Origin of the sequence: Rhizobium sp. 62_C5_N11_2, from assembly GCF_051811185.1 — a bacterium.
Taxonomy (GTDB): Bacteria; Pseudomonadota; Alphaproteobacteria; order Rhizobiales; family Rhizobiaceae; genus Rhizobium; species Rhizobium leguminosarum.
Genome location: NZ_JBPWPW010000002.1, coordinates 291,922 through 305,584, shown reverse-complemented (window position 1 = coordinate 305,584; position 13,663 = coordinate 291,922). Strand labels below are relative to the sequence as shown.

Annotated in this window: 12 protein-coding genes; 5 read left to right on the top strand and 7 right to left on the bottom strand. The window is 61.5% G+C overall.

Annotated elements, in window-relative coordinates:
* Positions 1-2,864 precede the first annotated feature (2,864 nt).
* Complete coding sequence (locus AB8B31_RS25085; protein ID WP_018516926.1) at positions 2,865-3,944, top strand: YihY/virulence factor BrkB family protein; 1,080 nt, start codon at positions 2,865-2,867, stop codon at positions 3,942-3,944.
* 73 nt (positions 3,945-4,017) lie between these two features.
* Positions 4,018-5,301: a cystathionine gamma-synthase family protein gene (locus AB8B31_RS25080; RefSeq protein ID WP_018444596.1), complete on the top strand. Its 1,284-nt coding sequence runs from the start codon at positions 4,018-4,020 to the stop codon at positions 5,299-5,301.
* Between the two features lie 49 nt (positions 5,302-5,350).
* On the opposite strand, the gene AB8B31_RS25075 is transcribed toward AB8B31_RS25080, so the two are convergent.
* Complete coding sequence (locus AB8B31_RS25075; protein WP_018245469.1) at positions 5,351-5,764, bottom strand: cupin domain-containing protein; 414 nt, start codon at positions 5,762-5,764, stop codon at positions 5,351-5,353.
* A gap of 46 nt (positions 5,765-5,810) precedes the next feature.
* Complete coding sequence (locus AB8B31_RS25070) at positions 5,811-6,575, bottom strand: SDR family oxidoreductase (protein ID WP_018516925.1); 765 nt, start codon at positions 6,573-6,575, stop codon at positions 5,811-5,813.
* A gap of 359 nt (positions 6,576-6,934) precedes the next feature.
* Here AB8B31_RS25070 and AB8B31_RS25065 point away from each other — a divergent pair, with 359 nt between their 5' ends.
* Entirely contained in the window at positions 6,935-7,393 is a 459-nt protein-coding gene (locus AB8B31_RS25065; RefSeq protein ID WP_018245471.1) for a carboxymuconolactone decarboxylase family protein, read from the top strand.
* Positions 7,394-7,468: 75 nt separating this feature from the next.
* Here AB8B31_RS25065 and AB8B31_RS25060 read toward each other — a convergent pair whose 3' ends face one another.
* From AB8B31_RS25060 to AB8B31_RS25045, 4 genes are all read right to left on the bottom strand, one after another.
* Positions 7,469-8,218, bottom strand: a complete 750-nt coding sequence (locus AB8B31_RS25060) for a sensor histidine kinase (protein ID WP_018245472.1) — start codon at positions 8,216-8,218, stop codon at positions 7,469-7,471.
* Between the two features lie 151 nt (positions 8,219-8,369).
* Positions 8,370-9,572, bottom strand: a complete 1,203-nt coding sequence (locus tag AB8B31_RS25055) for a thiolase family protein (RefSeq protein WP_018245473.1) — start codon at positions 9,570-9,572, stop codon at positions 8,370-8,372.
* Complete coding sequence (locus AB8B31_RS25050) at positions 9,550-11,079, bottom strand: class I adenylate-forming enzyme family protein (RefSeq protein WP_026242344.1); 1,530 nt, start codon at positions 11,077-11,079, stop codon at positions 9,550-9,552. Before AB8B31_RS25050 ends, AB8B31_RS25055 begins: the two co-directional genes overlap by 23 nt.
* Positions 11,080-11,108: 29 nt before the next feature.
* On the bottom strand, positions 11,109-11,525 hold the full coding sequence (locus AB8B31_RS25045; RefSeq protein ID WP_018516923.1) for an acyl-CoA thioesterase: 417 nt from the start codon (positions 11,523-11,525) through the stop codon (positions 11,109-11,111).
* 53 nt (positions 11,526-11,578) lie between these two features.
* Between AB8B31_RS25045 and AB8B31_RS25040 the strand changes: the two genes are divergently transcribed.
* Entirely contained in the window at positions 11,579-12,553 is a 975-nt protein-coding gene (locus AB8B31_RS25040) for a zinc-dependent alcohol dehydrogenase family protein (protein ID WP_026242343.1), read from the top strand.
* Between the two features lie 13 nt (positions 12,554-12,566).
* Here the strand turns inward: AB8B31_RS25040 and AB8B31_RS25035 are convergent, their stop codons facing one another.
* On the bottom strand, positions 12,567-12,935 hold the full coding sequence (locus AB8B31_RS25035; protein WP_018245477.1) for a winged helix-turn-helix transcriptional regulator: 369 nt from the start codon (positions 12,933-12,935) through the stop codon (positions 12,567-12,569).
* Positions 12,936-13,081: 146 nt separating this feature from the next.
* On the opposite strand from AB8B31_RS25035, the gene AB8B31_RS25030 reads away from it, so the two are divergent.
* Positions 13,082-13,549, top strand: a complete 468-nt coding sequence (locus AB8B31_RS25030) for a nuclear transport factor 2 family protein (RefSeq protein WP_018245478.1) — start codon at positions 13,082-13,084, stop codon at positions 13,547-13,549.
* Positions 13,550-13,663 lie beyond the last annotated feature (114 nt).

Genomic DNA, 13,663 nt, shown 5'->3' with positions numbered 1-13,663 from the left:
GCGCCATCGTCGGTCGTGGCGCTCTTGGCGCGCGGCTTGTTCACAAGCGGTCTCGCGAGACAACCACGCGCGGCTCTTCTGCTGGAGTCGATGCGGCGGTCGCGGCATAAACCGGCGACGCAGACATCCCATCGCCGGCCCAAGCCTCCTCGACCTCGACAAATCTCGCGAGGTCGGATCGACACGAATGGAAGGCGGGGATGCGTTGCCTGTCCGACGGCAGGTTGCCAGAATGGCAAAAGCCCGGCGCGGGAGAGATGCGCCGGGCTTCGATAGTGACCGACAGCCTGGGAGGAGAAGTGCTGTCCGTCGGACCGAAGCGGCTAGGAGGGGAAAGCGCTTCGGTCCGTCACGAGGTAATGTCGCAATGCGGCAAATTCAAGCCTGACGATTGCGCGGATTTCGCAGAGGAGGCGCCAGGCGGATACGGCCTTCTCTCACGCGATGAGCGCTGGAAGTGGTGTTGTCCGCGGACAACTTGCCGAGCAGCGACCTTGGCGGACGCGGTTCTCCGGCCTCAAGCCGGCTGACCTGCCCCGCCCCGAATTGCTCGATGAAGGAAATCGGGCATCGCACTGCTGGTGGGCCAGCAGCCAAACGTGAGGCCAGAGGTTCGCAATGATCGGCGACGATGCGCACTGGAGTTGCCTCGCCTAGCCCTTCGTCCGCTCAAGGGCGTAGCCTCGCTTGTCTCCACCTGACCGACCGCCGAATTGGCCGAGATATCGAACATGGCGATCGCCAAGCTCGACTTCCAACTATCCGCCCCGGCACATGCGGATCCCGACGTCGGCACAAAGCCACCCGCTGCATCATTCGAAGCTTCGGCCCCCGGCCACCGGAACTCAGGAAGGAGGACCAATCGATATAGCTTGGACGGACGAGCCGATCGATGCAGTTCGGGCTCACAGGATGCCAGATTGGCAGCCCTCACGTGCCGCCCCTCTCCAGCTTCCCCCAAAGACGCGCCGCAGGGGCTCGAAGGACGGAGCCGCCGCCCACCGATCTGCTCGGACCAAAGCATCGCCATGAGCCAAACAGCCTAACGCCGCGGGACGGGAGGCCTCGATTGCCGCCCCTCCAGCGAGACGAAAAAGCGGCGACAACGACACCGCGGCGGCGCCTTGCCACCCCTGTCGCGGATCCCATTCGGAGAGTGAAGCCGCAGCGCGCAGTCTCCTTGAATGGGTGCAATTCTGCTCTTCATCAAACCGGTGGCAGGCTCTGGGGAACGCGATCCTGTCGGCAGACCCGACAGGGCTCTTCGGAAGCGCTGGAGCCGAATACCTCCACGCCTGCTCGGCGAGGTGCAGGAAACGGCCGCTCTACGACACCAGGCAGAGCCACCGAGGCGGCCACAGTGCCGCAAGGTCACAGCGTCCATCAGTAGCGCGATATCGGGCATATTTTCCCGGTCGCGCAAACCAATTGCCGCGGGTACCAACTCATGTGCAAACGACCTGACAGCTGCCGGGCTGATCAACCGGTTGTCCGCGGACAACGGCACGATCGGGCGATAACTGGCCTACGGGGGTTCCTGGATTCCCCTGAGGGAAGACTGGAGGATCGACTGTCCTGCCGTCATTGAAGCTGCACCTTCCGTGCGATGGCCGACCGACGGAACGTCGTCGCATCCGACTTTCCACGTGATCGAGCGGAGGGATCACGCGACAGGGGAGGGGCTGCCTTTCGACCCTACGTGATCGGGAGCTCAATGCCGAGGCTTTCCGACGTATCAACTCGTTGTCCAAACGGGCGACCGCTGATATCGGCCGACCGTCCGTCAGCGCACATGCCCCAGCGACAACGATCGCCAATTGCTTGCGGTGGCGAGCCGAGCGCATGTGGGGGCAGGCAGCATCGAGTTCGCCTTGACTGGGATAGCCGGCCGTGACGCCATGGCGCGCCGCCACAGATAGGGCGGCGCCCGCCTTCGATGCACGCCATTTGATGACATGTGGATCCTCGCTCTCTAGCATATGGAAGACCTGCGTTAATCCCGGCCTATATGCCGGTAGATGATCCCCTGCCTCCAAAAGGGATGCGCGAGATGCCCAGCAATGAACTGCCCGAGCAGCGCCTCCAGTCGCGGTCGGGGAGGGGCCGCCGATGGCTCATGGCGCCAGGCTGCGAGCTGGCCGATGTCCCGAGCAACGCGCGCATTAAGTCTCCGCCACATTGCCACGCGGTTGCTTTCGCGTGGCGACTTGGTCGGTGCGCGTTCTGCCGATTGCCGAGACGCTATCAAGCAACCGCCATCGCTATCGAGCTCGCCTCCGCGGGCAGGTCACTATCTAGGTCGCGACGACGCTTTGCCACGCGGCGCGCCGAGCGAAAGCAATCGGCTCGCAGGGGTCGGCCTTGGATTTGGCCGTTGATAACGCAGACGGCTATTGCAGGCCATTGTCACCGGCGCTATTGTTTTGTCGGGCTTGCTACACAGCGCGTCGCGGTCGCCAGCATCGGACGGCAGTGGGATTCAGGTCCAAGTCGCGCTCTCGATAGGAGCTGCGCACCGGTCTCGCGGCCGCCAAGCCGCCCCATCGGTAGACTTGCGAAAAAGAAACAGCACAACGCAGCAAAGGAACTAAAGACCGAGTTCACTTCCGCAGCTGGAGGCGAACGCAGTAATATCAATGCGTTGTAATTTCTAAAACTCCCTAAGATCCGTTGCTTAGGCGGTAACCGAGCGCAGTGGCGGTGCGGCTTGACGAGCCCTCAATCACCTCCGATCCCTGCCGCCTGACCCGGACCGCGGGAACCTGACTGACCTCGCCCCTGCTTAAATGTCCGCAGGAAAGCAACGGCTTGCATCCTTTAGCGGCACGCCGCGTTATCTCCGCACCAGATCGGAGAACATCCTCATGCCAGATGTGCTTCACCTCAAGAAATTCCCCATTGCGGCGACAATCATGGCCGCAGCGATCGGCGCATTTGTCTTGATGCAGGCGACGGAGCGCAGGTCGGCTGCCCCATCTGCGGATGTCGGTCACGCGGGTGACGATCATGGCCGCAGCGCTAGCACGCCCGAGGCTATTCCCTTCAGCGGCCTTCGCGACGTGTTCTGGCGCGTCTTCCACGAGGTCCTCGCCGACCGGGTCACGCTGATTGCCGCGGGCGTGACCTTCTATCTGCTGCTGGCGCTGTTCCCAGCCATGGCGGCTTTGGTATCACTCTACGGGCTGGTTGCAGATCCGACCACCATATCCGAACATCTTCGCGAATTGGCTGGCCTTCTGCCATCAGGCGCGTTCGATCTTCTTGCCGACCAGATCAAGGAACTCGTCGATCGTCGCGACGCTACGCTCGGCATCACCTTTTTTGTCGGTCTCGGCATCGCCCTCTGGAGCACGCATAGCGGCACGCTGGCGATCTTCGACGCTATGAACGTCGCCTATGAGGAAGAGGAGAAGCGGGGGCTTGTCCGGTTGAACCTGATCGGCCTTTGCTTCACCTTGTGCGCAATGCTTTTGACAATTGTCATGGTGGCGCTCGTCGGGGTCATGCCTGTTGTCCTCTCCTATCTCTGGCTCGATCAATTCAAGGAGCACATGGCCCTTCTCATGCGATGGCCGCTGCTTCTGCTGGTCGTCGCTGTGGCCGTTACATCAGTCTATCGCTTCGGCCCCAGCCGGGAGCCTGCCAAACTCCGGTGGATGACGTGGGGCGCGGCTCTGACCACGGTCGCCTGGACCGCCATGTCTCTCGGCTTCTCCTACTATCTGGATCATTTCGCCAATTACAACGCGACATACGGCACACTCGGCGCACTGATCGGCTTCCTCATCTGGATCTGGCTTTCGGTCGTCATTCTCATCATCGGAGGCGAGCTGAACGCCGAACTGGAGCATCAGACCGCGAAGGACACGACGACGGGAGCGCCGCTGCCGATGGGATCGCGCGGGGCCTATGTCGCCGACACTCTGGGCAAGACCATAAGCTGACCGCGATGATTGCTCCTCTCATATGGTTTTGATGTATTCTGCCATTTCTGCAGTCCCGACACAGGAGACGTTGATGACCGCCCCGCATCCTTCCAAAACCCATATCGGCAATCATGCGCTGCATCCCGAGACGCAGATGCTGAACTACGGCTACGATCCCGAACTCTCGGAAGGGGCGGTCAAGCCACCGGTGTTTCTCACCTCCACCTTCGTTTTCAATACAGCCGAGGATGGCCGCGACTTCTTTGATTACGTGTCGGGCCGCCGCGAGCCGCCCGAGGGGAAGGGGGCCGGCCTCGTCTACTCGCGCTTCAACCATCCAAACAGCGAGATCGTCGAAGACAGGCTGGCCGTCTACGAACGGACGGAAAGCGGCGTGCTGTTTTCATCCGGCATGGCGGCGATAGCCACGACTCTGCTCGCCTTCGTCCGGCCGGGGGATGCGATCCTGCATTCGCAGCCGCTCTACGGGGGAACCGAAACATTGCTGGCCAAGACCTTTCTGAACTTCAGCGTCGCCGCCATTGGATTTGCCGACGGCGTCAGCGAAGGATCGGTGCAAAAGGCGGCGGAAGAGGCGATGGCCAAGGGCCGCGTCTCCGTCATCCTGATCGAGACGCCTGCCAATCCGACCAACAGTCTGGTCGATGTCGCGATGATCCGACGCGTGGCCGACATGATTGGTGCAAGACAGGGCCATATGCCGATCATTGTCTGCGACAACACCCTGCTCGGACCGGTCTTCCAGCGGCCGATCGAGCACGGCGCCGATATCTCGCTCTATTCGCTGACCAAATATGTCGGTGGTCATTCGGACCTGATCGCCGGCGCCGTTCTTGGTCGCAAGGCGGTGATCAAACAGATCAAGGCCCTGCGCGGCGCGATCGGCACGCAGCTCGATCCACATTCCTGCTGGATGCTCGGCCGTTCGCTGGAAACGCTGCAGCTTCGCATGGAGCGGGCCAACAGCAATGCGCGGGCCGTTGCAGACTTTCTGCGAGATCACCCGAAGGTCGAGAAGGTTCACTACCTGCCCTACCACGATCCGGAATCGCCGGCCGGCCGGACCTTCATCGCGCAATGCAGCGGCGCGGGCTCCACCTTCTCTTTCGACATCCGCGGCGGTCAGCCCGCCTCGTTCAAATTCCTGAACGCGCTGCAGATCTTCAAGCTCGCGGTCAGCCTCGGGGGCACGGAGTCGCTCGCAAGCCACCCGGCAACCATGACGCATTCCGGCGTGCCCGCCGATATCCGGGAGCGGATCGGCGTTCTGGAATCGACGATCCGGCTGTCGATCGGCATCGAACATCCGGATGATCTGGTGGCGGATCTGGAACTGGCGCTGCAGGGCGCCTGATGCGGCGGGAGAAATCGATGCCCGGCGGTGCCGGGCATCGTGGGTCACGTCACTTGTCGTCGGTCGTCAGTTCCGTCTCGTCGGTATTCAGCACGAAGACCGCAAGCAGGCGCGCCGGCTTTGTCTTGCTGGCGTTTTTGCTGACGGCGTGATGATCGCCCGGAAATTCGGGAAAGCTTTCGCCTGCTTTATAGACCTTCTCCGGCCCGTCATTCACCTTGCTGGTGATCGCCCCTTCGAGAACGGTCGCATAGATGAAGGCCGAGGCCGGGTGGGTATGGCCGGGCGACGACCCGCCCGGTGCATATTCGACGAGCACCGCCCGCATGCTCTTGCCGGGAACATTGGGAAGCTTCTGGTCGAAAACGACGCGAACCTTCGCGTCGCCGCCTGCGGCATAAGCCTGAGTGCCGGCGGCAAGGACAATCGCAAGCGCTGCTGCCGAGATCATTTTTTTGAGCATGTCTGGTCTCCTCAGTTGATGGGAATGGGTCGCTTGGCGCCCGGTGTCAGGCGCTCTTCTTCTGGGGCGGCTGCCGGCTCAGCCAATCGTCAAAGCGGATCTGGCCAAGCCGCGCCTTGGCGCCGGTCACGAGCGAATTATCCTCGAGCTCCACGCCGAAGTAGCGGGCATGCGGATCCGCCACCACTTGCCGCGGATCATTCGTCGCCTTGAAGAGACGCGTCACGATTTCGGTGAGGCGGACTTTCTCGGGCCCGCCGATCTCGATCGTGCCGTTCAGAGGCGTGCCGAGCGCCACCTCGGCCATGACGTCGGCGACGTCGTCCGAGGCGATCGGCTGCACATAAGCCGGCGACAGATGCACGGTCTGGCCGACGGTACCCGACTGGGCGATGCCAGCCATGAATTCATGGAACTGGGTGGAGTGCACGATGGTGTAGGGTATGCCGGAAGTCTTGATCAGCTCTTCCTGGGCCATCTTGGCGCGCATGTAGCCACTGCCCTGCAGCCGCTCCATGCCGACAATCGACAGCGCGATGTGATGCTTGACGCCGGCGGCAGCCCCTGCCTTGAGCAGATTGCGGCCCGACGTCTGGAAGAATTCCAGGACGGCCTTGTCCTCGAACGAGGGTGAGTTTGCGAGATCGAGCACCACCTGTGCTCCAGCGAGCGCTTCCGCCAGGCCTTTGCCGGTAATCGTGTCCACACCCGAGTTCGGCGAAGCCGCCAACACCTCGTGCCCCTTGTTACGCAATCTTTCCACGGTCTTGGAGCCGATGAGGCCAGTGCCGCCGATAACGACGATTTTCATGTTTAGTCTCCTTGTCCTTTACGAGGATGTCCTCTGGTGACCTGAAGGTGAGCAGGCAACTGCTCGGCATGCCCACCGCGTCCCCAATGAGCGAAGCGACTTCATAGGGACCGTCGCCGGTGCGGCCGGTAACCGATGGGCAGGAGGATGCGCCGGATCGCGGTCCCAAACTATTCTTCCTCGGTCGCTGTCACCCTATGCCAACGCAGTAGGCCAGCTGGCCGAAATGGCGGAACATGACGTCAACAGGCATCGGCTTGATAAACCGTTGGGGCAGATGGTCGACCCGGAAGGCAAGGCGTATTCACTGCCTGCAAGCCGAGGCTTGCGTCATCAATGCTCTCACGATGGAGATAAGAATGATCAAGCGTCTGAACTTCATGGCCCATAAGAACAGCGGCATCGACGGCCTCGTGGCCGTTGAAGGCTGGATTGCCAAAAGCTTCGATCCGAAGTTGCTCGAACTCGTCAAGGTGCGCGTTTCCCAGATGAACGGATGCGCTCACTGCCTGCACATGCACCGCCAGGACGCGCTGAAGCTCGGCGAAACGGATGACCGGCTGCTGCTTCTGAACGCGTGGCGGGAGTCGCAGCTTTTCACCACTCGGGAGCGGGCCGCACTCGCCTGGGCCGAGGCTCTCACTCAGATCGCGAAAAGCCATGCGCCGGATGATGTTTATGAAGAGGCACACGCCAACTTCGCGGATGACGAGCTCGTGGCCCTTTCGATCGGTGTTGCGATGATCAACGCCTGGAACAGGCTGGCGATCGGCTTTCGGCTTCAGCATCCGGCAGATCACAAACGCGCCGCCGCCTGACAGCTGCGTTAGGAATGAGCCTGGCGAAAAGCTTCGCCCGGCTATGCCATGAATTTGGCCCGGGATTGCTGGGCCTCAGCCTTCGACGGGCAATCGCAGTGTCACCACCGTGCCTCGGCCGAGCTCGCTTTCCAGACGGAGATGGCCCCGTGCTTCCCGAACGAATCGATTCACCATCGGCAATCCGAGGCCGCCAAGCCCCGATGCTTTCGTCGTGAAGAACGGATCGCTCGCCCTGCGTAGCACATCTTCTGTCATCCCGAGACCATTGTCCGAAATCCGCAATTCGATCCCGGCTGCGGCGCGTTCGTCGTCGATGGAGGTGGCTATGATTGAAATCACGCCGCCATCCGGCATGGCGTCGCGCGCGTTGAGCAGGAGGTTCATAATGGCGCTTTGCAGCCCTACGCGGCTGCATCGGAAGATCGGAAGCGTCTCGCTGGCATATATCTCGAACGCGATATTGCGATCCCAGGTCGCTTTGGCCAGGGCTTCGATCTCCATCAGGCAAGCCCTGATGTCGACCGGCTCGGCGGCGGCATTGCCGTCGCTCGCAAGGCGCATCGTCTGCTGAACGAGCGTTCCTGCACGCTGAAGCGAAATCCTGGCACTGGCGAAGATCGGCAGGAGGGTAGGGGCCATCTCGATGTCCGGACTGCGTGAAATCATGTTCAGCGCGGAGGTGGCGACCTGGATCAGATTGCCCAGATCGTGGACGACGCCGAATATGCCGTCGGCAGAATTTGCATCGAAGGCAATCGCATCCGGTCGAGTGTGGGAAAAGTAAGCTTCATCAGCGAGGATGTTGGTATCTGACTGCGACATGCTTTGCTCCTCATCCGCTCCAGCAACAGACATGTCGTTCCCGAGCAAATGGAGGCTATGACGCGAGCGGGGTTGTAGTCGATTGGTTCAAGGGTGAGGGAAAGCAATACCGTCGTATGGTCGCGCGCCGGATGCCGTTACCCTATTTTGGTCAGGAAAGCTGGGTAGCCTCGAACATGGCGGTCAGCCCAATGCCTCCGCCGATACCGATCATGGCCAGGCCGGTCGCGCCCGGCGCCCATCCGCTGAGGTCGCGGATCAGCTGGCTGTATAGTCGGGTAACGAGGATTGCGCCGGACGCCCCGAACGGGTGGCCCAAGGCAATCGCTCCGCCGTTCCTGTTGATCGTATCGGCAGGAATATCGAGCTGATCCAGCGATGCCAGAACCTGGGCCGCGAAGGCCTCGTTGAATTCGATGGCATCGATGTCGGAGAGCGAGAGCCCGGACTGACGCTGCAGCAGCTTCCTGGTCGAGGCGACCGGCCCGATACCAAGCAGATTGGGATCCACACCGGCAGCGGCGCTATCGATGAAGGCAAGGCCCTTTTCGATGCCCATGCTTCTCGCCATTGCGCGGCTCATGACAAGTACCAGGCAGGCGCCGTCGTTCAGCGGGCAGGCATTGCCTGCTGTCACCGAACCATCGGCCAGGAAGACCGGCCGGAGGTTTGCGAGCGCCGGGAGGGATGTGGAGGCACGTGGGCATTCGTCCCGTTCGATCTGACCATGGCTGGTGGGAATTTCAACGATCTCGGGCCGAAAGATGCCCGCCTCGGCCGCCTGCACGGCGAGCCGGTGGCTGCGCAGGGCGAATTCATCCTGTCTCTGGCGCGTTATGCCGAACTGCCGCGCGACGTTTTCGGCGGCAATTCCCATTTCCGGATCGCCGATCGTTTCAGGCGAAAACCGGGCGCGCCCGTAAAATCGCGGCGGCATCCCATTCGCCTTTGGTCTTTCGACGCGCCATGGCGCGGTGCTGACACTCTCCACGCCGCCGGCCAGAAAGCACGACCCGCCTTTCGCCTGGATCAGACGGGCTGCGGTGATGATCGCTTCCAGACCCGAGCCGCATTGCCGATCGATAGTCACGCCCGGAACCGCCATGGGCAGACCTGCGGTGAGGGCTGCCAGCCGCGCGATGTTTCCACCGCCACCTGCGGCGTTGCCCACCAGAACGTCGTCTATGGTGTCGGGGGCAATTCCCGTTTCGGAAAGGATCCGATGAATGATCGGCGCAAGCAGGTCTTCCGCCGCGACAGTCGCAAGCGATCCGAAAGCCCGGCCGATCGGCGACCGGTAGGCGGCAACCACGACTGGCTGCCAATCCTCGTCAGGCTGAAAGGCGTAGGACAAGATCGTCTCCAGAAACCACGGCCCGCTCCACTTGCCCCCTCGAGATTTTCCCGCTGCTCGTCATCGGCCAGGACCTTATATGGTAGAATTGCTTGGGGATCTTGTACTTCCCGAGCATCTGCGCGCAATGATCGGCCAGGATTTTCGGGTCCATCGTCTCTCCCGAGACAACGGCGACGATCCGTTGGCCGAAATAGGCGTCCGGCAGCCCGAAGACAACGGCATCCTCTACACCGGGGCAGGCCTTGAGCGCACTCTCGACTTCGGCGGGATAAACGTTGTTGCCGCCTGATATCATCATGCCGCCCGCCCTGCCGATCACCCGCAGCATGCCATTGGCATCGAGTTCGCCGAGATCTCCAACCGTCGCTCCGGCTTGTGTGACCCGGAAGGCCTGACCGTCATCGCCCCAGAGATATCCATCCGCGATCAGGTCGCTGCTGACGAATATGGTTCCCGCCACATCGATCCCGACATCCTTTTCATCGGGGTCGCGAATGGAGATTTCCACGCCGGGATAGGCTCGTCCGACCCGGTCGATCGGAAAATCGATCTCGCCGCCCGCGAGGGTCGAGACGGTCATGAAACCAATCTCGGATGCGCCGTAATATTCCCGGATGCGCGCCTTCGGAAACAGGCGGCGCATGGATTCGACACCGTTGACATCGAGCTTTGCGCCGGCAGTGAGGACATCACGCAGGGAGGCCAGGGCCGGTTCACCCGTCCAGGCCCTGGCAATCCCGGCTATATGGGTGGGAACGGCGACCAGCCGTTCGATCCCTTCCGAGAAGAGGGCGCGTGCGACCGCACTAGGCTCCCATTTCCGGACTGAATGGAAGGTTGCCCCGGCATCAAGAGCTTCGACCAGCGCATAAAGCGCCAGGCCATGAGCCAAGGCTCCCGGGCACATTGTCGAGGGGGCGTCTTCGAGCTCGAAAACGACGCGTCCGCGATCGAGGCTCCGGCGCCATTGCTCGCGCGAGCGACAATAGGCTTTCGGCTCGGCAGTGGTCCCCGACGTGAAGCCGATCAGAAAGATCTTATCGGCATCGACCGGCAGCTCGGCTTCACCTTGCGTCGAGGCGAGGTCGAAAGCCTCCGCTCCGGCAGCGATGACGGGAATGCCAAGTCTTCGGGCAATTTCGGCGCTTGGTCCAGCATCGTCGTCGACAATCAAAACGTCAGGCACCAGCCGCTCGATTATGCGTTCGATTCTTTCCGCCGGCATCATCGGGTCGACGACCGCGCAGGCATTTGGGTAGGCGGTGGCCGCCGCAAAATACTCGGCAAAGGCGATATGGTTGCCAAGGCTGAGAGCGGCAAGCTTCTCCACACCGGGCAGATCGAGCGTGCGGCGGTTCGAGCGAGGGAGATCTTGGAGAAAGCGATAAATTGCCTTGGCGCGGACATAGAGCTCGCCATAGCTGAGCGAACGCCCGTCGATCACCAGCGCCGGCTTGTCCGGTGTCTCCGTTGCATGTCGAAGAAGCTGCACATGGATCGGCATGGACACCCGCGGGTTTGAATGATCGGCCGTCAGCCCGGAGACAGAGCGGCTCTGGTCGTTTCGGGAATCGGCGTCGGGCGGCTGTCGGAGAGGCCGACGCAGACCCAGACGAAATGCGCCGATGCGCAATGGGCGCCATCGCGCTGGCGAAAGAGTTCGATCGCAAAGGACAGGCTCGTGCGCCCGATTTTCTCCACGTCCACCTTTGCCTCGACAACATCGTCAAGGTCGATGGGCCTGTGAAAGGTGATCTCCGCCTTCTTCACGTGGTAGGCGACGCCGGAAGAGGTGTGGCGGAAATGGCTGAGAATTTGCCGTTGCCGCAGGAACTCGACGACTGCATCCTCGCAATAGTCGAGATAACGGGAATTGTGGACATGACCATAGATGTCGATGTCTCGCATCGAGACCCGGAACGATGCTAAAGGCCTGTCGTCAACGCTCATTCGATCACCGAAAATTCGACGGGGTGATCTAACCGCAGTGTGTGGGGGATGCAATGCAATATCAGGCGGTCGTGCGAAAATTCGGCCCGGCTCAGGATGTCGTCGAACTCGAGCAGGCTGCGCTGCCGCCGCTGCGGCGCGATGAGGTGAGGGTGCGCCTGCTGGCGCGGGCGATCAATCCGTCCGATATCATCACCATATCAGGAGCCTATAGCGGACGCACCACATTGCCCTTCATTCCGGGCTTCGAAACGTTCGGCGTGATTGAACAGTGCGGTGAAGAGGTTCATGGGCTTTCCCCCGGAACACGCGTGCTGCCGGTGCGCAGCGCCGGCGGCTGGCAGGAATTCAAGGATACCGATCCCGGCTGGTGCCTGCGTGTTCCGGACGAGCTCACCGACTTCGAGGCTGCGACGAGCTACGTCAATCCGATGACGGCCTGGTTGATGCTGCATGCCAAGATCGGGCTGAGGCCGGGCATGCGCATCGCCGTCAATGCCGCCGCCTCTTCGATCGGAGCGATATTGATCGATCTCGCCAACGCCGCAGGGGTGGAGCCGGTCGCCATCGTGCGCAGCGAAGGATCACTTGAGCGCCTGCGCGGCCGGGTCGAGGCTGTCATCATCGATAGGGAAGAAAGCGAAAGCGATCTGGTTGCCGGGCTCGCCGGCCGGCATGGGCTCGACGCAGTGCTCGACTGCGTCGGAGGAGCGCGCGCCGCAGTCCTCGCCGGTGCGCTGCGGCCGGGCGGACGTTTCGTGCATTACGGTCTGCTCTCGGGGCAGAGCATCCCGAATTCATTCTGGGCGTCCCATCCCGATATTTCCTTTTCCTATTTTCACCTTCGGGAATGGGTTCATTCGCAAACCATGGGCGATGTCCAACAGGCCTATTCCGAGGTTGCGGCGCAGATCGTTTCGAAGGTCATCGCGACCGAGGTGCGCGAGGTGTTTCCTTTGGAAAATGTCAGGCAAGCCCTGCAGTCCGCGCTTCCCTTCCGAACGGGCGGCAAGGTGCTCTTGGCCTGACAGGGCTTCGCCGCTAGGCGTTTTCGTGCCGTAGCCGAGCGATGCTGATTGCCGCATGGTTCTGCTCGGCCCATCCGACCAAGGCTTTCATGGGGATGAGGAAGGATCGCCCCAGCTCCGTCAGTTCATATTCCACGCGAGGCGGAACCTGCGGATAGACGGTGCGCCGCACGAAGCCGTCCTGCTCCAGATGCTTCAGCGTCTTGGACAGCATCTGCTTCGAGATGTCTCCGATTTCACGCAGCAGTTCGTTGAAGCGCTTTTTCTCGTTTTCCAGCGCATCGAGTGTCAACAGGCTCCATTGATCACCGATGCGATCGAGCACGCCTCTGATCGGGCATCCAGCGCCGGGCTGTTGTCTTGGGTCATGCGTCTCTGACACGGCTTTCTCCTGCAATTCTCGGTCATCGCCGGCTGACCTTGGCACCAGAAACTGCCTTCTTGCCTGAGATGCAGCGGTTTCATAGACCAAGCGTCATAGTCTGTATTCTAGACTAGCTCGCCGATCCATACCAAGGAGCTTAATGCATGACATTCGGGAAATCGCTTTTCGCACTCGTCATTTTGGCGGGCATCGCCGCGCCGGCCGGCGCTTTTGCTGAATCGGCCACGCGGGATTTGAAGATCGAAGAAGCCAACCGGAAGCTGGTTGTCGAGTTCTACGACCGGTTCTTCAACAAGCACGATATCGCGGCTGCCTCGGTCGTCGCCGACGACTACAGGCAGCACAATCCTCAAGTTCCCGATGGGAAGAAGCCTTTGATTTCCTTCTTCGCCGGCTTCTTCAAGGACAATGCCCAATCGAAGGCTGAGATCGTCCGCAGCGCCGCCGATGGCGATCTGGTCTGGCTGCATGTACACGCGACGAACGGCGCAGGCGATCTCGGCCAGGCGATCGTCGATATTTTCCGCGTCAAGGACGGCAAGATCGTCGAACACTGGGACGTGATCCAGGCCGTTCCGAAAGAGGCGGCAAACAAGAACACCATGTTCTGAGCTGGATGGGGCCGGCTGCCTCGCTGGCCCCATTATCGACACAGCGCGCCTGGTTCAGCCGTCTCTCTCGTTGCTGGCGATTTCCGCCGCACTGCTCGGTCAACATTTGCCGAT

Excerpts from the sequence above, each read along its gene's own strand:
- AB8B31_RS25050 (WP_026242344.1), bottom strand. The coding sequence starts at position 11,079 with ATGCCGATCCATGTGCAGCTTCTTCGACATGCAACGGAGACACCGGAC.
- AB8B31_RS25065 (WP_018245471.1), top strand. The coding sequence starts at position 6,935 with ATGATCAAGCGTCTGAACTTCATGGCCCATAAGAACAGCGGCATCGAC.
- AB8B31_RS25045 (WP_018516923.1), bottom strand. The coding sequence starts at position 11,525 with ATGAGCGTTGACGACAGGCCTTTAGCATCGTTCCGGGTCTCGATGCGA.
- AB8B31_RS25085 (WP_018516926.1), top strand. The coding sequence starts at position 2,865 with ATGCCAGATGTGCTTCACCTCAAGAAATTCCCCATTGCGGCGACAATC.
- AB8B31_RS25070 (WP_018516925.1), bottom strand. The coding sequence starts at position 6,575 with ATGAAAATCGTCGTTATCGGCGGCACTGGCCTCATCGGCTCCAAGACC.
- AB8B31_RS25030 (WP_018245478.1), top strand. The coding sequence starts at position 13,082 with ATGACATTCGGGAAATCGCTTTTCGCACTCGTCATTTTGGCGGGCATC.
- AB8B31_RS25080 (WP_018444596.1), top strand. The coding sequence starts at position 4,018 with ATGACCGCCCCGCATCCTTCCAAAACCCATATCGGCAATCATGCGCTG.
- AB8B31_RS25075 (WP_018245469.1), bottom strand. The coding sequence starts at position 5,764 with ATGCTCAAAAAAATGATCTCGGCAGCAGCGCTTGCGATTGTCCTTGCC.
- AB8B31_RS25060 (WP_018245472.1), bottom strand. The coding sequence starts at position 8,218 with ATGTCGCAGTCAGATACCAACATCCTCGCTGATGAAGCTTACTTTTCC.
- AB8B31_RS25040 (WP_026242343.1), top strand. The coding sequence starts at position 11,579 with ATGCAATATCAGGCGGTCGTGCGAAAATTCGGCCCGGCTCAGGATGTC.